The following is an 18,982-nucleotide window of genomic DNA, read 5'->3' as shown; positions in this document are numbered from 1 at the left end:
CGAACACGGGCCCCTGCCCACCGACCGCTTGGCCCGCACGGACATTCTCAGCCCGCCGATGCCCACCAGTGGCACCCAAGGAAGCGCGTCGACAGGGCCGAAGCCCGCAACCAGCATGACGCGGGACCACCAACCCCGCACCTGAACCGCCGAACGCAACCGGATACGCGCAGCCCGTAAACGCAAAGGCGATGCCAGCCAGCTCCGCCTGCCAGCCCGTCCGCGGACCTGGCATTGCCACCTTGATCGTCAGCGCCGCCCATGGTGCTGAATCCGAGAAACACCGACGGCAAGGAATCGCCATGCAAGGAGCAAGCAGCATACGTCGCACTGCCCGGCACGCTTCGGGTGCGCTGGTGGGAACTGTGATACTGGCCGCCACCAGTCTGGGGGCCGTCGGCGCCCTGGCCACGGTCGCCGAGGCTGCCACGTCCGGGGCGGTCACCGGGTACCAGGGCCTGTGTCTGGACGACTTCACCGGCAGCAACGCCAACGGCACCAAAGCGGACCTGTACGGCTGCAACAGCACCCCCGCCCAGCAGTGGACCATCGCCAGTAACGGCACCCTGCAGATCAACGGCAAGTGCCTGGACATCACCGGCGGCTCCACCGCCAACGGCGCCCTGGTCGAGCTGTGGGACTGCAACGGCGGAGCCAACCAGGTCTGGCAGCAGGGCGCCAACAACTCCCTGGTCAACCCAGCGTCAGGCAAGTGCCTGGACGACCCCGGATTCAGCACCACCCCTGGCACCCAGCTCGACCTGTGGGACTGCAACGGCGGAGCCAACCAAGCATGGGCCCTGCCCGGCGGTACCACCTCGCCCCCGCCACCCGGCAACGGGAAGCACCTGGTCACCGGCTACTGGCAGGACTTCGACAACGGCGCCACCGACCAGAAGATCAGTGACGTCAACTCGGCGTACGACATCATCGCGGTCTCCTTCGCCACCGCCGACCCGAGCAGCACCGGCGGGATAACCTTCTCACTCGACCCGACCCTGCAGAGCAAGCTCGGCGGCTACACCGACGCCCAGTTCAAGGCCGACATCGCCGCCAAGCACGCCGCAGGCAAGAAAGTGGTCCTCTCGGTCGGCGGCCAGAACGGCACCATCAGCGTCGCCAGCTCCGCCGCCGCGACCAACTTCGCCAACAGCGCCTACGCGCTGATGCAGACCTACGGCTTCGACGGGGTCGACATCGACCTGGAGAACGGCCTCAACCCGACCTACATGGCGCAGGCCCTGCACTCCCTGGCGAGCAAAGCCGGCTCCGGCTTCGTGCTCACCATGGCCCCGCAGACCATCGACATGCTGACCGCCAGCTCCGACTACCTGGCGACCGCACTAGCCGTCAAGGATGTGCTGACGATCGTCAACACCCAGTACTACAACTCGGGTTCGATGAACGGCTGCGACGGCGGCGTCTACAGCCAGGGCAGCGTGGACTTCATCACCTCGATGGTCTGCACCGCCATCCAGGCCGGGCTCAAGCCCGCCCAGGTCGGCATCGGCGTCCCGGCCTCGTCCAGCGCGGCGGGCAGCGGCTATGTCGCGCCGAGCGTGGTCGAGAACGCTCTGAACTGCATCGCCAAGGGCACCAACTGCGGTACCTACAAGCCCACCACCCTCTGGCCGTCGATCGGCGGCGTGATGACCTGGTCGACCGCCTGGGACGCCAAGAACGGCAACCAGTTCGCCCTGAACGAGGGTGCGTTCGTCCACGCGATGCCGTAGCTGGGCGCTGCGAAATCCAGAGCCGAGACCGAGCGCGGGCTTGCCGGCAAACAGTGGGACCGGGAGCGACCGGTCCGTATCCCATTGATCGTTCAGCACCACCCCTGGCGCTGAATCCGACCGAACCGACAGTAAGGAAGTCACCATGCAGTGGGGAAGAACAACACGCCGCAGAATGCGGCACCGGCTCGGAGCGCTCCTAGGGGCCGTGGTCCTGGTCAGCGCAGGCCTCGGCGCCGTGGGCGCCCTGGCCACGGTCGCCGAGGCCGCCACGTCCGGGGCGGTCACCGGGTACCAGGGCCTGTGCCTGGACGACTTCACCGGCAGCAACGCCAACGGCACCAAGGCCGACCTGTACACCTGCAACAACACCCCCGCCCAGCAATGGACCGTCGGAGCCAACAACACGCTGCAGATCAACGGCAAGTGCCTGGACATCACCGGCGGCTCCACCGCCAACGGCGCCCTGGTCGAGCTGTGGGACTGCAACGGCGGCGGCAACCAGGTCTGGCAGCAGGGCGCCAACAACTCCCTGGTCAACCCCGCCAGCGGACGCTGCCTGGACGACCCCGGCTTCAGCACCACCCCCGGCACCCAACTCGACATCTGGGACTGCAACGGCGGAGCCAACCAAGCCTGGACCCTACCCGGCACCGGTGGCACCACGCCCCCGCCGACCGGCGGCGCCCTGGGACCGAACGTGATCGTGATCAATCCGAGCATGTCCGTGAGCACGATAGCCAGCACACTCAACGCGATCGGCACCCAGCAGAACCCGAACCAGTTCGGCACCCAGCGCTACGAGATCCTGTTCCAACCGGGAACCTACGGCTCTGCCGCCAACCCGCTGGACTTCCAGATCGGCTACTACGAGAGCGTCCAGGGCCTTGGGCAGAATCCGGGCCAGGTCGTGATCAACGGAACGATCGACTCCTGGAACCAGTGCACTGGCGGCGACCAGACCCAGTGCTACGCCACCAACAACTTCTGGCGCTCGGTCAAGAACCTGACGATCAACGTCACCGGACTGACCGGCTGCTTCGCGGGTGAAGAAGTCTGGGCCGTCTCCCAGGCCGCCCCGATGCGCCGGGTCAACATCAACGGCAACGTCACCCTGATGGACTACTGCGACGGATCGCCCGGCTGGTCCAGCGGCGGATTCATCGCCGACTCGCAACTCAACGGCACCGTCCAGAACGGCTCCCAGCAGCAGTTCCTGGTGCGCAACACGAAGATCGGCAGCTGGAGCAACGGCGTCTGGAACCAGGTGTTCTCCGGTGACCCCGGCGCCCCGGCCCAGAGCTTCGGCACGACCCCGGTGGGCGCCGGCGGACCCCAGCCCTACACCACCCTGCCCACCTCACCCGTCACCGAGGAAGAGCCGTACCTGTACTCCGACACCTCGGGCAACTACAACGTGTTCGTCCCGTCGGTGCAGACCAACACCAGCGGAGCGAGCTGGGCGAACGGGAACACCCCCGGCAGCTCACTGCCGCTGAGCTCGTTCTACGTCGTCAACTCCGCCAGCACGATCGCACAGATCAACGCGGCCCTGGCAGCGGGCAACAACCTGCTGTTCACCCCCGGGGTCTACACCTACAACCAGACGATCAACGTCACCAGGGCCGACACGAAGATCATCGGCCTCGGCTTCGCGACGCTGATCCCCACCGCCGGACAGACCACCATCAACGTGGCCGACGTCAGCGGCGTCAACATCTCCGACCTGATCCTGGACGCCGGCACCGTCAACTCCCCGACTCTGCTCACCATCGGCACCGCGGGATCCACCGTCAGCCACGCCAGTGACCCCGTCACCATCGACGACGTCTTCCTGCGGGTCGGCGGCGCCGCGGCCGGCTCAGTGACCGACGCGTTCATCGACAACAGCAACAACTCGATCCTCGACGACGTCTGGTCCTGGCGCGCCGACCACGGCACGGGCAGCGGCTCCTGGACCTCCGACACCGCCGCGACGGGCCTGACCGTCAACGGCAACAATGTCACTGCCTACGGCCTGGCCGTCGAGCACTACCAGCAGTACGAGACCGTCTGGAACGGCCAGGGCGGCAAGGTCATCTTCTTCCAGAACGAGAACCCCTACGACGTACCGAACCAGGCCTCCTGGAAGGCGAGCTCCACCCAGAACGGCTACCCCGCGTTCTACCTGCCCAGCAGCGTCAGCAGCTTCACCGGCTACGGCATGGGCAGCTACTCCAACTTCGACGCGGGCGTGCCCATCCAGAACGGAACGTGTCAAGTCAAATGAGACGTTCGTACGGTTATGCGCTCTGTTGTGCTGATTCGGGTTCTCTGCGTTTGGCGGGGTCGTTGATCCACGCCTGATCGGGGATCTTGGGCGGGCGGGGGCGGCGGGCGAAGCGTTCGGGGTGGCGGGCGTATGCCTCGTTGAGCGTGACGGCGCGCTGGTCCTGGACTTGGCCGGCGGTGCCGAAGTGCACGGACGCAGGCGTGTGCAGCCCGATGCCCGAATGGCGATGCTCATGGTTGTAATAGGCAATGAATGAGTCGAACCACTCGCGTGCGTGGTTCAGGGAGTCGAACCGCGCCGGGTAGTCGGCCATGTACTTCGTGGTTTTGAACTGGCTTTCGCTGTACGGGTTGTCATTCGAGACCTTGGGGCGCGAGTGCGAGCGCGTCACGCCCAGATCGATGAGCAACTGCGAGACTTTCTTGCTGGTCATCGAGGTGCCGCGGTCCGCGTGCAGGTGCTCGGGGGCGATGCCGTTGCGTTCGACGGTCTCGCTGATCAACTCCTCGGCGCGCTCGGCCGATTCGGCCATCTCCACGGTGTAGCCGACGACGTAGCGGCTGAAGATGTCGATGATGACGTAGGCGTGGTACCAGATGCCCTTGTCTGGTCCGGCCAGTTTGGTGATGTCCCAACTGAAGACCTGCGAGGGGGCGGTGGCCACGAGTTCGGGGATGGACTTGGCGGCGTGGGTGGCCTGGCGGCGGCGCTCGCCGGTCTGGCCCTGGGCCTCCAGGATCCGGTACATCGTGCGCACTGAGCAGTAGTAGCGGCCCTCGTCCAGTTCGCGCGCCCAGATCTGGGCAGGTGCCAGTTCGGCATAGGCCGGGCTGTTCATCAGTGCCAGGATCCGCGCGCGCTCCGCCGGAGCCAGAGCTGAGGGCGGCGAGGGGCGCGGAGCGCGCTCGCGCGGCGGGGGCGGGTTGAGCCGACGGTAGTGCGTGGCCCGTGAGCGACCGGTCAGCCGGCAGGCCGCAGTGGTGTTCAACTCCCGCTCCAGCGACTGGAAGAGCTCGTCGGCGACCTGCTCGGCCTCGGCTTTCAGCCCGCACTCTTGGAGAGCAGTTCCAAGAGTGCGGAAGCTTTTCCCAGCAGCTCCAGGGCGGCGTCCTTCTGCGCCAGCTCCCGTTCCACGACGGCCAGCCTCTTGCGCAGCCGCTCGGCCTCGGCTGCTTCGGCGGGCCTCTTGGGGCGTGCGGGCGAGGTCCGCCGGTCGGCGAGCGTGGCCATCGCTCCGGCGTCTCGCGCGGCCCGCCACTCGATGATGTGCGAGTGGTACAACCGCTCGCGGCGCAGGACCGCGCCCTTCTCCCCGCTGGGGGCGGCATCGTACTCAGCGACGATCCGCAGCTTGTATTCCGCCGTGAACGTGCGCCGCTTCGGCCGCGGGGCCGGGTCGGGCTCGGGGGCTGTGCGTGAGGTGGTGGTATTGGAAGCCATGCCGGGAATCTCCTGTCTCGCCCATCCAGACTAACCCGGACGAACCGGACGTCTCAGTCGAGACTGTCAGAGAGGGAACGCCATGGCCTTCCAGGCGCCCCACACCTCGGGCATCGCGTTCCATGACCTGCTGACCGTGTGGCTCAACAACCAGGGAGGCATCCAGTCCGTGATCAACGGCACCGGTGCCGCAGTCAGTTCGGCCAACCCCGGACCGGTCAACCTGGTCAACTACTGAGCCCATCCGCCCTGCGACCGAGGCGGACGCACCACCCGACCATGCGTCCACACACCGATGCTTGACACCGCACATCCCCGGTCCGCAGGTCCTCCCGACCTGCGGGCCGGGGCCCAGGCCATACTTGCAAACCCCTACGGGCTCGGGCTCTGCCGAGGCCGGCTTCCAGGACAGCACGAACTGCTACCGCTCAACCCGCCCGGCGTCGTCCGACCGCACTGCCATTCCTGACCACAGGGACGGGTCCCCCCATGCTGGCTCCCCACTCAAAGCACGCGAGCAAGGCCAACCAAAACTGGGTACTCCTACAACCGCAAAGGACGAGTTCCATGCCTCTTACACCGGCGCCAGACGTGCCCTCCAATGTTGCGATCGGTGACCCGGGTCCACTGGGCTTGGGCGCGTTCGCCTTAACCACGTTTCTCCTGTCCTGCTTCAATGCGAACCTCGTCGCAGACAAGGCACTGGAAGCTGTCGTCCTGCCCGTGGCCTTGTGGTACGGCGGTGTAGCCCAACTGCTTGCCGGTATGTGGGAGTTCCGCAAGAACAACACCTTCGGTGCCTTGGCCTTCACCTCATACGGCTCCTTTTGGCTGTCCTTCGCCGCCTACGTCCAGTTCGTGGCACCGGAGCTGCCACCCGCGCACGCCTACCAGGCAACGGGTCTGTTCCTGCTGGCCTGGACGATCTTCACGGTGTACATGACGGTGGTCGCCACCGGAGTCAGCGGCGTCGTGCTCGCCGTTTTCGCAGCCCTGTCCCTGACCTTCCTGCTGCTCACGATCGGAGCCCTGAGCGAACACCCCACGATCACCCAGGCCGGTGGATGGGCAGGCCTACTCACGGCGCTGCTCGCCTGGTACGGGTCGCTGGCCGGAGCGGCGAACGCCACCTGGAAGAACAAGTCACTTCCCACATGGCCACGCGCCATTTAGTCCACCCCTGAGGCAGCGATGAACACAAGACAGATAGAGATCACGGGAATTCCGATGGCGAACCCGCCCCCGGACTCGGCCCTGCGGGAGCCGCGGACATGTCCCCTCCTCACGCTCAGCGTGACTCCACTCGTCGGACTCACCGCTGGGCCACGGAAGCATGCCCTGCGATGCCCCCACACACGAGAAATCGTCCACCCGACTCACCGGTGGACGAGCAACACGGCGGTAGGACCATCGTGGATTCGCAGCAAGGGGCTCGTTCGAGGCGTTGACAGATAACAACTCACGGCTCAATGCTGAGAGCGCTCTCAAATAGGTCTGGACCTCTCCGGCTCTCCAGGCAGCGCCCGCCGGACAGGCACGCAGGACCAGCGACAGCCGACACCCCCCTCATGCCGGCGTACGCCCACCTCCGCCTGCATCCGGGCAACCACCCCCATTAAGAGGAGACACGTGCCATGGCACGAAAGCTACTGACGGCGTTCCTCGCCGCAGCCCTCACCGCAGCAGGCCTGACCGCGCTCACCGCGCCGTCCGCCAACGCCTCGGTACCCGACACCATCCCGCTCACCTTCACCAACAACTCCGGTCGCAGCGACCCGATCTACATCTATGATCTCGGAACGCTGCTGTCCACCAACCAGCAGGGCTGGGCCGACGCCAACGGCACCTTCCACCCCTGGCCGGCCGGCGCCAACCCTCCCAGCCCGGCACCGGACGCCTCGATCGCTGGCCCGGCCAACGGCCAGTCCACCACCATCCGGATCCCGAAGTTCTCCGGCCGGCTCTACTTCTCCGTCGGCCAGAAGCTGGTCTTCAGTCTGGCCACCGGAGGACTGGTCCAGCCCGCGGTGCAGAACCCCACCGATCCGAACCACAACATCCTGTTCGACTGGACCGAGTACACCCTCAACGACTCCGGGCTGTGGATCAACAGCACCCAGGTCGACATGTTCGCGATCCCCTACGCTGTGGGAGCCACGGACGCCAACGGGAGCACCCAGACCACCGGCACGCTCAAGCCGGGCGGCTACACCGCCTTCTTCAACGCCCTCAAGAGCCAGCCCGGCGGCTGGGCCAACCTCGTGCAGACCCGCTCGGACGGCACAGTCCTGCGCGCCCTGGCCCCCAGCCACGGCATCGAGACCGGCGCCCTGCCGGCCAACATCATGGACGACTACGTCAACCGCGTGTGGGCCAAGTACAGCTCCTCCACGCTGACCGTCACACCCTTCGCGGACCAGCCGAACACCCAGTACTTCGGGCGCGTGTCCGGCAACACCATGAACTTCACCAACAGCGCCGGAGCCGTGGTCACCTCCTTCCAAAAGCCCGACTCGGACAGCATCTTCAGCTGCAACAACGCCCTGGACGCCCCCAACGACCTGGTTCGGGGCCCGATCTCGCGCACCTTGTGCGCCGCGTACAACCGCACCACCCTGCTCACCAACTCCAACCAGCCCGACTCCAGCGCCGCCAGCTTCTACCAGGACGCGGACACCAACTACTACGCCAAGGCCCTGCATGCGCAGATGGCCGACGGCAACGCCTACGCCTTCGCCTTCGACGACGTCGGCCACCACGAGTCGCTGGTCCAGGACAACAACCCGACCCAGGCCTCCATCACCCTCAACCCGCTCGACGGTTCCGGGTCGACGCCGCCGACTGGTCCGGTGAGCACCACGGCCTGGTACCAGCTGGCCAACACCAACTCCGGCCAGTGCGTGGACGCCTCCGGTGCGGGCACCGCCAACGGGACCCCGATCCTGCAGTGGCCCTGCGCAGGCCAGGCCAACCAGCAGTGGCAGTTCACCCCCACCGACAGCGGCTACTACACCATCACCAACCGCAACTCCGCCGGCAACCACCAGGTCATCGACGTCCCCGCCAGCTCCACCGCCGACGGGACCGACCTCGACACCTGGGGCCTGAACGGCGGAGCCAACCAGCAATGGCTCCCCGTCCTCCAGTCCGACGGCAAGTACCACTTCGTCGCCCGCAACAGCGGCAAATGCCTCGACATCACCGGCGCCTCCACCACCAACGGCACCCTGATCGAACAATGGACCTGCAACAACGGCACCAACCAGTCCTTCCAACTCACCGCAAGCTAAACCACCACAGCAGCAATCCATTCTCCTCGACCGAGCTATATTGACCAGCCGGCAGCCAAGGGCCGCCACACCGCGCGGCTCCTGCAGCCCGGCCTCCCGTTGCAGGGCCTGCCGTCGTTCTCCCCAACGGCGGCAGGTTCTGCACCCGGCCTCCCGGGCACTCCCCACGGTGCAGGCACCAGGTCAATAGCCATCCATGGTGCTCCCAGGAGCGGGCACCATGCGAAACGCCGATCTGACGCCGAGGTCGCGAGTGCTATCCACAACCCCTGTGGATATGTGTACGACCGGTACGGTGCTAGAGGGTGCATGAGGCAGTCCACCGCTCGGTCGCAGGCCGTCATGCTTCGATGCCGACGATCGACAACAGCAGCGCCCTCATTACCTCAGCGCTTCAGCAACCCACCGGAGAGCTCCTGGCACCGCGCAAGCGTCAGCACTGGAACCCGCTCCATTGGGCCTGCTGAGCAACCGTACCCACCTCCGGCTCGGGCTTGCTGCGACAAGTGCGCGCCGAAGCACACGAACAACATCAGCATTCACAGCTGCCAAACGTCCGCCGATTTCTGTTTGGAGACACCCCATGCTCGGTCGCTTCTTCCGCAGATTCCTTTACGGCTCGGTAGCCGCAGCGGTGTTCTGCGCCACGATGGGCGCACTGCCCAACCTGGCTTCTGCCGATGACACGACAGTCTCCTACGACACGCTACGCACCGGATGGGATGCCAACGAACCGGCACTCGGCCCGTCCGCAGTGTCAGCCCCGGACTTTGGCCAGCTCTTCTCCACGCCGGTCAATGGCCAGGTGTACGCGCAACCACTGGTCGTGGGTGGCACGGTAGTCGCCGCGACGGAGAACAACTACATCTACGGCATGGACGCAGTCACCGGTGCAATCACGTGGTCGCGCAGTGTCGGCCCGTCCTGGCCCGCATCGACCCTGGGCTGCGGGGACCTGGTACCGAACATCGGCATCACCAGCTCCCCGGTGTACGACCCGGCCACCGGTGCGGTGTTCTTCCTCGCCAAGGTCAACGACGGCGCCGACGCTGCCCACCCGCACTTCTACATGCACTCGATCAACCCCGCCACCGGCGCCGAGCGGTCCGGCTGGCCAGTGGTGATCCAGGGGCAGGCCAGCAACAACCCGGGTAACACCTTCAACGCCGAGACCGCCAACCAGCGCCCCGGACTGCTCCTGCTCGGTGGCGTGGTCTATGCCGGATTTGCCAGCAACTGCGACTACGGCCCCTACGTCGGATATGTCGCGGGCGTGAAGACGACCACCCCGGCGATGTCGACGCTCTGGTCGACCGAGTCAGGATCCGCCTCCGCGGAGGGCGGCATCTGGCAGTCCGGCGGCGGCCTGGTCTCCGACGGTTCCGGCCGAATCATCGTGGCCACCGGAAACGGGGTCTCCCCCGCCCCCGGCCCGGGTTCCAGCCCACCCGGCACGCTGGGCGAGTCGGTGGTCCGGCTGCAGGTCAACGCCGACGGCTCGCTGACTGCGAAGGACTTCTTCAGCCCGAACAACAACAGCAAACTCGACCAGGACGACACCGACTTCGGCGCCGGCGGACCGATGGGCCTGCCCGCGGGCTTCGGCACCACCGCCCACCCGCACCTGATGGTGCAGAGCGGCAAGGACGGGCGGGTCTTCCTGCTCGACCGGGACAACCTCGGCGGCATGGGTCAAGGTCCCGGCGGCGGCGACAACTCGGTCGGCGCACCGGCCGGCCCCTACAACGGCACCTGGGACCACCCCGCATTCTGGGGCGGCGACGGAGGCTACGTCTACGACGTCGAGAACGGCGGCTACCTACGGGCCCTGAAGTACGGGGTGAACGGCAGCGGCCTTCCGGTGCTGTCCTCGGCCGGAACCAGTTCCTCGACCTTCGGGTTCACCTCCGGCGCCCCGGTCGTCACCTCGGACGGAACCACGTCCGGCTCGGCCATCGTCTGGGTGGTCTACTCCAACGGGTCCGACGGCTCCGGGGGCCAGTTGCGGGCCTACGACGCAGTGCCGCAGAACGGCCAGCTGCACCTGCGCTACTCGGCCGCCATCGGCACCGCGAACAAGTTCGCCACCCCGGCCACCGATGCTGGCCGGGTCTACATCGGCACCCGCGACGGGCACGTGATCGGCTTCGGCCGGCCCACCACCGCGTCCCTGACCTCCTCTCCCACCGACTTCGGCAACGTGGCCGTCGGCAGCACCGGGCACGCCACCGTCACCGTCAGCGCTGCCCGCGCCGTCACCATTACCGGCATCGCGACAGCCGCGCCCTACGGCGCCACCCCGCCCGCGCTCCCCGTCAGCCTGACCGCCGGACAGACCCTGAGCGTGCCGGTCTCCTTCACGCCCAACGCCACTGGAGGAGCCACCGGCAGCCTGGTCTTCACCACCAACACAGGTACCGTGTCCCTGGACCTGCACGGCGCCGGGACCAAGACCGGTTTGGGGGCAACCCCCGCAACGATTGCCTTCGGCACCGTACCCACCGGCGCGCACAACACCGTCAGCGTCAGCATCACGAACACCGGCACCGCACCGGTCACCATCACCGGATCCACCCCGCCATCAGCGCCCTTCACCGCCACCGGGTTCCCCGCCAACGGGTCCACCCTGGCAGCAGGGGCCTCCGTGTCGATCTCGGTGACCTACACTCCGACCACCGCCGGCAACCAGAGCGGATCCCTGTCGGTCACCAGCAACGCCGGAGCGGTGACCGTACCGCTTGCCGGAACAGCGGTCACTGGGGCCGCCCACCTGAGCATCACACCCAACCCGCTGGACTTCGGCTCGGTGGGACTGGGCCAGTCGGCCACCAAGACCTTCACCATCTCCAACACCGGGAACATCACCCTGACCCTGACCAAGGCCGCACCGCCGGTCGGCGCGTTCAACACGAGCACCCCCGTCTCTGAGGGCCAGCAGTTGTCCCCGGGCGACAGCATCACCCAGACCATCACCTTCACCCCCACCGCCCTGGGCGCGGCATCCGCCCAGTACTCGATCACCGGTGACGACGGGCAGGGCGCCATCCTGGAAAAGCTCACCGGCACCGGCGTCACCGCCACCACCGGCCAGATCGCCTCCGGGATCACCGGCAAGTGCCTGGACGACAACAACAACGGCGCCAACGCCACCCCGGTCGTCATCTACGACTGCCACGGCGGACCCACCCAGACCTGGACCTTCAGCAACGGCACCCTGCAGATCAACGGCAAGTGCGCAGACGTCACCGCCCTAGGCACCGCCAACGGCACCAAAATCCAGCTCTGGGACTGCAACGGCGGCACCAACCAGCAATGGACACACCAGGCCAACGGCGAACTAGTCAGCGCCTCCTCCGGACGCTGCCTCGACGACCCCGGCTTCAGCGCCACCAACCAGACCCAGGTCGACATCTGGGACTGCGACGGGGGCGCCAACCAGCAGTGGACACTCCCATAGACCAGAGCCGGCAGCGATGATCGCGGCACTCGCGACCGTGGTCGGACTCTCCTAAAGCTCCGTCCGCCCACGGCAAGCCTCCCAGGTTCGAAAACAACAAGGACGTCATCGCCCGCGACAACGCCAGCACACTCTGGCTCTACCCCCGCACCGCCACCGCCTCCTCCACCCGCACCCAACTCGGATCCCGCGGGTATCCCCAGACCACCCATCAAGCCCTCCCATCGCAGCGCCCCGCCACATAGGCGGGGCGCTGCAATCGCTCCCCGGTAGACCACCCGGGCTGGTAGATGCTATCGCCAAGGGTGTTTTGCCTCGCCGCATCGGCATCCCAACACGAGCGGTTGCGCACGCAGACCGTGGAGGGCACGAAGATCAAACCGCCCGTGAGAGGCAGCCGCGGCACCCTTCGGTTCCTGCAGTTGACGGGCCGGTCTGCGTGGCGCCCTGGCGCGGTCGTGGTCATCGGCTGCTGGAGTCCTGGGGTGTCCGCCCCGACTTGGTCGCCGGCGGCAGCCGGCCGCTCGGCTGAGTGACCTACTGCCGCAACCACGGCGGTGCCGGTGGCGGCTACGCCTCGTAGCTCCCTGCTCGTGGATCGCAGGGCGGCTCAGGCCGTGGTGTGGTCCTTGTCGGTCAGGGCGGCGAGTTGACTCTGGAGCCACACCTCGTGTTCGATTTCCTGGCGCTTGGCCTGGCGGGGGTCCCAGTAGCCAGCCATGACGAAGATGAGCGGAATGAACAGGAGTTGGCCGGCGACAGCGATCCAGAGGTAGTGCTGCCACTGCCGGGGGGAGTCGTGGTGTGCCTTCTGAACGGCGGCAGCGTGCTGGTGCAGGTAGGTCAGCGCCGCGACGGTCGTGGGGTCTTGGAGTCGGGGTCCGTAGGTGTGTAGGTAGGCCAGGTCGTCCGCGGGTACTGCGGCGAGGGCGGCGAGTTGGGCGGCTGCGTTCTGGACGGGTTTGCCATGGGAGCTGAGGTAGACCAGGTCGGCTGCGGGAACCTGCGCCAGCGCGTGGAGCTTCGCGGTGGCGTCCGCGGGGCACTGCTGGTGAGCGTCTCGGTGATCGGCCTGGTCAGCCGCTCGGTCATGGACGCCCTGGTAGCCCACGTCAGCGTCTGGGCCCCTGCTCAGTCCGGGGCCGCGCTGCGGCAGGCCCTGGGCGGGGCGGCGGACCGCTCAGCCGCGTGGGTCCTGGTCGTCACCGGCACTGCCAGCGCCCTGTGGTCCGCCTCCAGCTACCTCGCCGTCTTCCGACGCGCCCTGCACGTCCTGCATGGAGTCAAAGACACCCGCCCGGTTTGGCGCAAGGCCCACACCATCGTCCTGACCGCCGCCGTCCTGCTGCTCGTGCTGGTCGCCAGCGCCATGGTCCTGGTCCTGACCGACCCGCTCGCCCAGGCCCTAGGCCACGCCGTCGGTCTCGGCACAGCGGGCGCCGCTGCCTGGGTCGTGCTCAAGTGGCCCACCCTGCTGCTCCTGGTGGCTCTGCTGGTAATGGTGCTGTTCAGGTCCGGGCCGCCCGCGTCCCGGGGCTTTCGCCGGTCCCTGCCGGGCGGCGCCCTGGCCGCCGTGCTGTGGCTCGCCGCCTCGGCGGCCTTCGCGGTGTACGCCGCCACCTTCGGCTCCTACGGGCGCCTGTACGGCTCACTGGCCGGAGTCGTCGTGTTCCTGGTCTGGCTCTGGGTCTCCAACCTCGCCCTACTGGCCGGAGCCCAGTTCACCGTCGAACTCCTCCGCCAGGAAATCACGTCCCGGACCCCCTGAGCGCGGGACCAGCCGTCCGCGGCCAACCAGCCTGTCGGCTATCCGCGGGTCGTGGCTGGGATCAGTTCGTCCGGGTCGCTGCTGTTCCGGCGTCGATGGTCAGGAGTACCACGTGGTCGAGCCCGCGCAGTTCCAACCGCGCGGGCGGTGTGCGCCCGCGGGTGACAAAGTGGTCGCGGATGCGGGCCAGGGCTGCGGGCAGGGCGGCCTCGGTGTCCGAGGACACCGGCCCCTTCTGCAGCCAGTGCACGCACAGGGTCCACACTCGCTGGTCAACGCCGCCGGTCGCCCGGGTCGGTTCGGCGGCGACGGCGATGCCGTCTAGAACGGCCAGGACGGCCGCCATGTCCTGCGTGTCCATTCGATCGGGATCGTGTTCCACCAATACTTCGCTCATGGATCACTTCTGCCCTGTCTCCGGTGTCCCATCCGTCCCGCGCGTGCGTCGCGACCGGGTCGTACTACGTCAAATCCCCTCGCGTGGATGATCTTTGAGGCTGCCCTGCCACGTGAGGAGCCCGACTCGACGTCAGCGTGTGCGTCTACAACGTGGTAGACATTGGATGGCCATCGGGGCCGTTCCTGCATCGACGCGCGGGATCCTGGCAGGGAGTGCGATGGCTGCTCAGCGGGAGCATTGGACGAGGCGACTGGCGCAGGTTTCCCACGCGCTGCCAGCCCCGGGGAAGCTGTCGCGCCGAGGGATCGCGGGGGCCGCAGGGGCGGTGGTCCTGCTCGCCGTCCTGGTGATGGTCGTGGCCGCGCGCGGGGGCGCTGCGTTCCCCTTCGACAGTGCGGTGCACCGTTGGGCGATGTCCCACCGAAGCGGTCCTTGGCCGTCCGCCGCACGCTGGGTCTCGTTCACCGGGACGGGAGCGCCGCCCTATATCTTGGCGGCGCTGGCCGGGGCACTGGCCTCTTCCAGTCGCACGCGCTCCTGGCGTGGGGCAGTGATCGGCGTCCTGGCGCTGGCCGCGGCCGAAGCCGTCCGCGTCGCAGTGGCAAGCTCCTTGGCACGGCCGCGTCCGCCGCGGGCAGACTGGGCCACCGCTGCCAGCGGTGCCGCACTTCCTTCAGGGCATACCACCACGTCCGCGGTGGTAGCCATCACTCTGGCGGCGGTCCTGCTGAGGTACTGCCACCACTGGTGGACCTGCCTGTCGGTGTGCGCAGTGGCCGCGCTGTGGGCGGTCTGCGTCGGGGTCAGCCGGGTCTACCTCGGTGTCCACTGGCCCACCGACGTGCTGGCCGGATGGCTCCTGGCGACAGCGCTGACCTGCGCGTTGCTGCCCCGTCTCAACGCAGCGGTGCGCCAGCTGACCACTGCCCTGCCGACAGGCACCGGTGGACAGGGCAACAGCGAGCGCAACGCGGCGGGTACTCCTCCGCCGCCCTGATACCTCAGGGTCGGCATGCACCGCCCCGGTGAGGACCCTCAGGTCTGAGGGGCCTCACCGGGGCGGTGTGGTGTAGGAACGGGCCGCTGCGGGGGTGCTCCCTGTCAGCGGGGGACGCCGCCCAGGGTGCGACGCCAGCGGGCTTCGGCGAAGGAGTACAGCCCGAACGCGATCAGGCCAAGCGCCACCAGGACCAGTACCAGCGGGCCGAAGGAAGTCTGCGCGAAGGTCCGCAGCGTGGCGTCCAGGCCCTTGGCCTTTCCCGGGCTGTCGGACAGGGCGGCCTGCAGGGCGAAGAAGCCGACGGCGACGACGATCACGCCGCGGGCGATGTGGCCGGCCTGGCCCAGGCGCAGCACCAGGTCGCGGGTGCGGTAGGTCATCCAGCCGGTGCGCAGGCGTTCGGCGAAGCGCTTGCTGACCGCACGAGCGACGATGGCGATCCCGACCGCGATGACGACCAGTGAGGCGACGATCATCAGGACGCGTCCGCCGTCGGTGTGCAGCAGGCGGGCGCTGACGTCGTGGGCGCTGTCGTCGGACGTGGTGGGGGTGCGGCCGTGGACCAGGAACTGGTACGTACTCCAGGCGGCGACTGCGTAGACGATGGCGCGCACCGCGTCCAGGAGCCGGTGGCCGCCGCTCTCGGCGGAGCTAGCGGCGCGCACCGCGCGCCACAGGGCCAGCCCGACGAAGCCGATGACCAGCAGCCACAGCAGTAGGGCCCCGAAGGGCTCGTCGGCAATCGCCACCAACGCGCCGGCGCGGTCAAGGTCATGGCGCCCGTAGCCCAGTCCCACCAGTACGGCCAGGATGCCGATGACGATGTAGACCACGCCCCGGGCTATGAAGCCCGCGCGGGCAAGGCCGTCTATCGCCCCTGCCCCGGCCACCCGCCGGGAACCCCAGCCCCCGCGCGACCGGGTGCGCGGGGAGCGTTCGCGGGATCTGCCGGTGCGGCTGTAGCGGGAACTGCTGGTGCGGCGGGTGCGGGTGTGACGCCTGCCGGATAGTGTCCAGTCCATGTGTGCCTCCTGCCCCCCGGCTGCCCCAGAGCCACGTCTGAAAACGACCACTGGCGGGAGTGTTTGACGCTTCGTCGTCAAACCTTCCTGAGAGGTGGCAGGAGGGCAGGTCAGAGTTTGCGCCAGCGTGCGGAGGCGAAGGAGAAGGCGCCGAAGAGCACCAGACCCAGGGCGATCAGTACGAGCAGCCAGGGGCCGGCCGGGGTGTGGGCGAAGCTGCGCAGGGTGGCGTCCCATGCCCTTGGCCTGGTGGGGGTCGAAGTGGATGGCGGCGATGACGATGAAGACCCCGGCGCTGGCGAAGACGGTGCCGCGGGCGGTGTTGCCGCCGATGCCCAGGGCGGTCACGGCCTTGCGGGTCCGTGCGCTCATCGTGGCGGTGTCGATCTTCTTGAGGAACTTGCGGCGGATCGCGCTGACCGCGATGCCTACCCCGACGGCGAACAGGACGACGCCGGCGATCGCTACCAGGGCCTGGCCGCCGGGGAGTTTGAGTGCGGAGGAGGTCCAGTCCTGGGACTTGGCGTTGCTGCCCGACTGTCCCCCGCTGCCGGCCGCGTAGGCGGCGGTGCCCCAGCACACCGAGGCGTAGAACACCGCGCGCCCGGCGCTGAGGACCCGGCTGCCGGTCTTCTTCTGGCCGCCCTCGCCGAACACCGCAAGGGAGGCGCGCCACAGGGTCATGCAGGCGAAGCCGACCACCAGGATCCACAGCATCGCCAGGCCGAAGGGCTGGGAGGCCACTTGGTGCAGCGCGCCCTGGCGGTCCGCCTCCGCTCCGCCCTTGCCGAACGCGATCTCGATCGCGAGGACGCCGATCAGGACGTAGACCACCCCGCGTGCCACGAAGCCCGCACGGCCCGCCGTGCGCAGCGCACCCTTCTCGCTGGGGCGCGGAACCGATGAAGAAGACGAGGAATCCGAGCGGCTGCCTGCCCCGGTCCCTCCGCTGTGCGCGTGCGACGACGCCACGATGACCCTCCCTCAACACACGGGTGCGCAGCGCGCACCGCTGCGCTCACCCCTGCCCGGCACCCCGCATGGCACGCCTCGGGGCACCGGCTGCGTGTTCGAACCCGATGGGGGTATCCGGGGGCCATGGGACGACTGCAGAACCTCGACGTGCGCCTGTTCGACCGCGTGGCCGCCGCGCACCCCCGGGGCCTTGACCCCGTGCTGCCGCGCCTGGGGCGCAGCGCCAACCACGGGATGCTGTGGCTGGCTGCAGGTGCCGCGCTCGGGCTCTCGCGGAACCGCAGCGCGCGCCGTGCCGCCATGCGGGGCATCGGTGCCCTGGCTTTGGCGTCCACCGCCGCGAACGTCGTGGCCAAGCAGCTGACCGGTCGTCGACGCCCGGTCACCACCGCTGTGCCGATAGCCCGCCGGCTGCTGCATCCCCCGATCACCACCTCCTTCCCCTCCGGGCACGCGGCCTCCGCCGCCGCGTTCGCCACCGCCGTCACCCTGGAGTCACCCTGGCTGGGCGCAGCGGTCATCCCGCTGGCCGCGGCGGTGGCTGGCTCACGCGTCTACACCGGGGCGCACTACCCCAGCGACGTAGTGGCGGGAGCAGCGCTGGGGGCCGGGGTGGCGGCGCTGACGCTGCGGTGGTGGCCGCTGCGCGACGACGCACCGGCGCAAGCAGCCCGGGCCCGGGTCCAGGTGCCGGCGCTGCCCCAGGGCCGGGGCCTGATCGTGGTGGTCAACAGCTCCTCCGGCAGCGCGGACAGCGTGGAGGCGCAGCTGCGCGCCGAGCTGCCGCACGCGGACGTGCGGGTGCGCGAGGGCGACCAGGACCTGATCGCCCTGCTCGACCAGGCCGTGGCCGACGTCGAAGCCGCCGGTGGGGACAGTGCGCTGGGGGTGGCCGGCGGAGATGGCACGGTCAACGCCGCCGCCCTGCTGGCCGCCGAGCACAGGCTGCCGCTGGCTGTCTTCCCCGGCGGCACCCTGAACCACTTCACCGCCGACCTTGGCATCTTCACCCTGCAGGACACCGTGGCCGCCGTCCGGGAAGGCAACGGCGGGTCAGTAGACCTGGGACGCATTATCTCCAAGGGCGCCACGAGCAGCGCGGAGCAAGGCGAGCCGGAGCCGGCGTACTTCCTCAACACGTTCAGCATCGGGGTCTACCCCGAACTGGTCCGCGCCCGCGAATCACTGGAGAAGTACCTCGGCAAATGGCCAGCCCTGGGGGTTGGACTGGTCCGGGTCCTGGCCACGGGCCAGCCCACCCGGGCTGTCATCGACGGCAAGGAGCGCAGCCTGTGGCTGCTGTTCGCCGGCAACGGGCGCTACGACCCGCCCGGGTTCGCGCCCAGCTTCCGCAAAAGCCTTAACGACGGCACCCTGGACATCCGCGCGGTGGACGGCAGCCACCCCCTGGCCCGCACCCGCCTGGTCGCCGCGTTCCTGACCGGCACCCTGGCCCGCTCCCGCGTCTACCAGGCCGCCTCCGTCTCCCACCTGCGCATCGACGGCATCCACGACACCGAGCACTACGCCCGCGACGGCGAGATAAGCCCTGCGGGCAGCACCCTCATCCTGGACAAGGCCCTCCACGCGCTCAACGTCTACCTGCCGCCCCAGGACTGACGCTG

General features: G+C 68.4%; 13 protein-coding genes and 3 pseudogenes. 10 read left to right on the top strand and 6 right to left on the bottom strand.

Annotated features, from left to right (window positions below; all coding sequences use genetic code 11):
* Positions 1–356: 356 nt before the first annotated feature.
* Positions 357–1,733, top strand: coding sequence for a chitinase (locus ACXKR8_RS38860; RefSeq protein ID WP_458269219.1), 1,377 nt, complete (start codon positions 357–359; stop codon positions 1,731–1,733).
* A gap of 145 nt (positions 1,734–1,878) precedes the next feature.
* The gene (locus ACXKR8_RS38855) at positions 1,879–4,002 is read left to right on the top strand and encodes a ricin-type beta-trefoil lectin domain protein (RefSeq protein ID WP_458269218.1); all 2,124 of its coding nucleotides are present in this window, start codon (positions 1,879–1,881) and stop codon (positions 4,000–4,002) included.
* A gap of 13 nt (positions 4,003–4,015) precedes the next feature.
* On the opposite strand, the gene ACXKR8_RS38850 is transcribed toward ACXKR8_RS38855, so the two are convergent.
* Together ACXKR8_RS38850 and ACXKR8_RS38845 are read right to left on the bottom strand one after the other, a co-directional pair.
* Complete coding sequence (locus tag ACXKR8_RS38850; RefSeq protein WP_458274906.1) at positions 4,016–5,050, bottom strand: IS3 family transposase; 1,035 nt, start codon at positions 5,048–5,050, stop codon at positions 4,016–4,018.
* A complete protein-coding gene (locus ACXKR8_RS38845; RefSeq protein ID WP_458266979.1) occupies positions 5,047–5,445 on the bottom strand; it encodes a transposase in 399 nt (132 codons plus the stop codon). Before ACXKR8_RS38845 ends, ACXKR8_RS38850 begins: the two co-directional genes overlap by 4 nt.
* Positions 5,446–5,527: 82 nt before the next feature.
* Here ACXKR8_RS38845 and ACXKR8_RS38840 point away from each other — a divergent pair, with 82 nt between their 5' ends.
* The 5 genes and pseudogenes from ACXKR8_RS38840 (at position 5,528) to ACXKR8_RS38820 (ending at position 12,192) form a co-directional block, all read left to right on the top strand.
* Positions 5,528–5,683: a hypothetical protein gene (locus ACXKR8_RS38840; RefSeq protein ID WP_458269217.1), complete on the top strand. Its 156-nt coding sequence runs from the start codon at positions 5,528–5,530 to the stop codon at positions 5,681–5,683.
* 329 nt (positions 5,684–6,012) lie between these two features.
* Positions 6,013–6,618: an acetate uptake transporter gene (locus ACXKR8_RS38835; protein ID WP_458269216.1), complete on the top strand. Its 606-nt coding sequence runs from the start codon at positions 6,013–6,015 to the stop codon at positions 6,616–6,618.
* Between the two features lie 461 nt (positions 6,619–7,079).
* Positions 7,080–8,261 (top strand): annotated as a pseudogene (locus ACXKR8_RS38830) (glycoside hydrolase family 64 protein); the annotation flags it as partial.
* A gap of 33 nt (positions 8,262–8,294) precedes the next feature.
* Positions 8,295–8,735 (top strand): RICIN domain-containing protein, encoded by a 441-nt coding sequence (locus ACXKR8_RS38825; protein ID WP_458275203.1) that lies wholly within the window; start codon positions 8,295–8,297, stop codon positions 8,733–8,735.
* 826 nt (positions 8,736–9,561) lie between these two features.
* Positions 9,562–12,192, top strand: a complete 2,631-nt coding sequence (locus ACXKR8_RS38820) for a choice-of-anchor D domain-containing protein (RefSeq protein WP_458269215.1) — start codon at positions 9,562–9,564, stop codon at positions 12,190–12,192.
* A gap of 610 nt (positions 12,193–12,802) precedes the next feature.
* On the opposite strand, the gene ACXKR8_RS38815 is transcribed toward ACXKR8_RS38820, so the two are convergent.
* Positions 12,803–13,303: a hypothetical protein gene (locus tag ACXKR8_RS38815; RefSeq protein ID WP_458269214.1), complete on the bottom strand. Its 501-nt coding sequence runs from the start codon at positions 13,301–13,303 to the stop codon at positions 12,803–12,805.
* Between ACXKR8_RS38815 and ACXKR8_RS38810 the strand changes: the two genes are divergently transcribed.
* Positions 13,283–13,960, top strand: coding sequence for a YhjD/YihY/BrkB family envelope integrity protein (locus tag ACXKR8_RS38810; RefSeq protein WP_458269213.1), 678 nt, complete (start codon positions 13,283–13,285; stop codon positions 13,958–13,960). The genes ACXKR8_RS38815 and ACXKR8_RS38810 overlap by 21 nt on opposite strands.
* Positions 13,961–14,021: 61 nt before the next feature.
* Here ACXKR8_RS38810 and ACXKR8_RS38805 read toward each other — a convergent pair whose 3' ends face one another.
* Positions 14,022–14,321, bottom strand: a complete 300-nt coding sequence (locus ACXKR8_RS38805; protein WP_458269212.1) for a hypothetical protein — start codon at positions 14,319–14,321, stop codon at positions 14,022–14,024.
* 202 nt (positions 14,322–14,523) lie between these two features.
* On the opposite strand from ACXKR8_RS38805, the gene ACXKR8_RS38800 reads away from it, so the two are divergent.
* Complete coding sequence (locus ACXKR8_RS38800; protein WP_458269211.1) at positions 14,524–15,357, top strand: phosphatase PAP2 family protein; 834 nt, start codon at positions 14,524–14,526, stop codon at positions 15,355–15,357.
* 104 nt (positions 15,358–15,461) lie between these two features.
* On the opposite strand, the pseudogene ACXKR8_RS38795 reads toward ACXKR8_RS38800, so the two are convergent.
* Both ACXKR8_RS38795 and ACXKR8_RS38790 read right to left on the bottom strand, forming a co-directional pair.
* Positions 15,462–16,202 (bottom strand): annotated as a pseudogene (locus tag ACXKR8_RS38795) (DUF1206 domain-containing protein); the annotation flags it as partial.
* Between the two features lie 290 nt (positions 16,203–16,492).
* Positions 16,493–17,255: pseudogene (locus ACXKR8_RS38790) on the bottom strand (DUF1206 domain-containing protein).
* A 225-nt stretch (positions 17,256–17,480) separates the two neighbouring features.
* Between ACXKR8_RS38790 and ACXKR8_RS38785 the strand changes: the two are divergent.
* Positions 17,481–18,977 (top strand): bifunctional phosphatase PAP2/diacylglycerol kinase family protein, encoded by a 1,497-nt coding sequence (locus tag ACXKR8_RS38785; RefSeq protein WP_458269208.1) that lies wholly within the window; start codon positions 17,481–17,483, stop codon positions 18,975–18,977.
* Positions 18,978–18,982 lie beyond the last annotated feature (5 nt).

The sequence above is a fragment of the Streptacidiphilus sp. PAMC 29251 genome (assembly GCF_054208735.2).
Note: the sequence above shows the minus strand (reverse complement) of the source record. Positions and strands in the feature narration are given on the sequence as shown.

Bases quoted from the DNA above. Each gene is read 5' to 3' on its own strand.
- ACXKR8_RS38855 (WP_458269218.1), top strand. From the start codon at position 1,879: ATGCAGTGGGGAAGAACAACACGCCGCAGAATGCGGCACCGGCTCGGA.
- ACXKR8_RS38845 (WP_458266979.1), bottom strand. From the start codon at position 5,445: ATGGCTTCCAATACCACCACCTCACGCACAGCCCCCGAGCCCGACCCG.
- ACXKR8_RS38840 (WP_458269217.1), top strand. From the start codon at position 5,528: ATGGCCTTCCAGGCGCCCCACACCTCGGGCATCGCGTTCCATGACCTG.
- ACXKR8_RS38835 (WP_458269216.1), top strand. From the start codon at position 6,013: ATGCCTCTTACACCGGCGCCAGACGTGCCCTCCAATGTTGCGATCGGT.
- ACXKR8_RS38810 (WP_458269213.1), top strand. From the start codon at position 13,283: ATGGACGCCCTGGTAGCCCACGTCAGCGTCTGGGCCCCTGCTCAGTCC.
- ACXKR8_RS38805 (WP_458269212.1), bottom strand. From the start codon at position 14,321: ATGGACACGCAGGACATGGCGGCCGTCCTGGCCGTTCTAGACGGCATC.
- ACXKR8_RS38800 (WP_458269211.1), top strand. From the start codon at position 14,524: ATGGCCATCGGGGCCGTTCCTGCATCGACGCGCGGGATCCTGGCAGGG.
- ACXKR8_RS38785 (WP_458269208.1), top strand. From the start codon at position 17,481: ATGGGACGACTGCAGAACCTCGACGTGCGCCTGTTCGACCGCGTGGCC.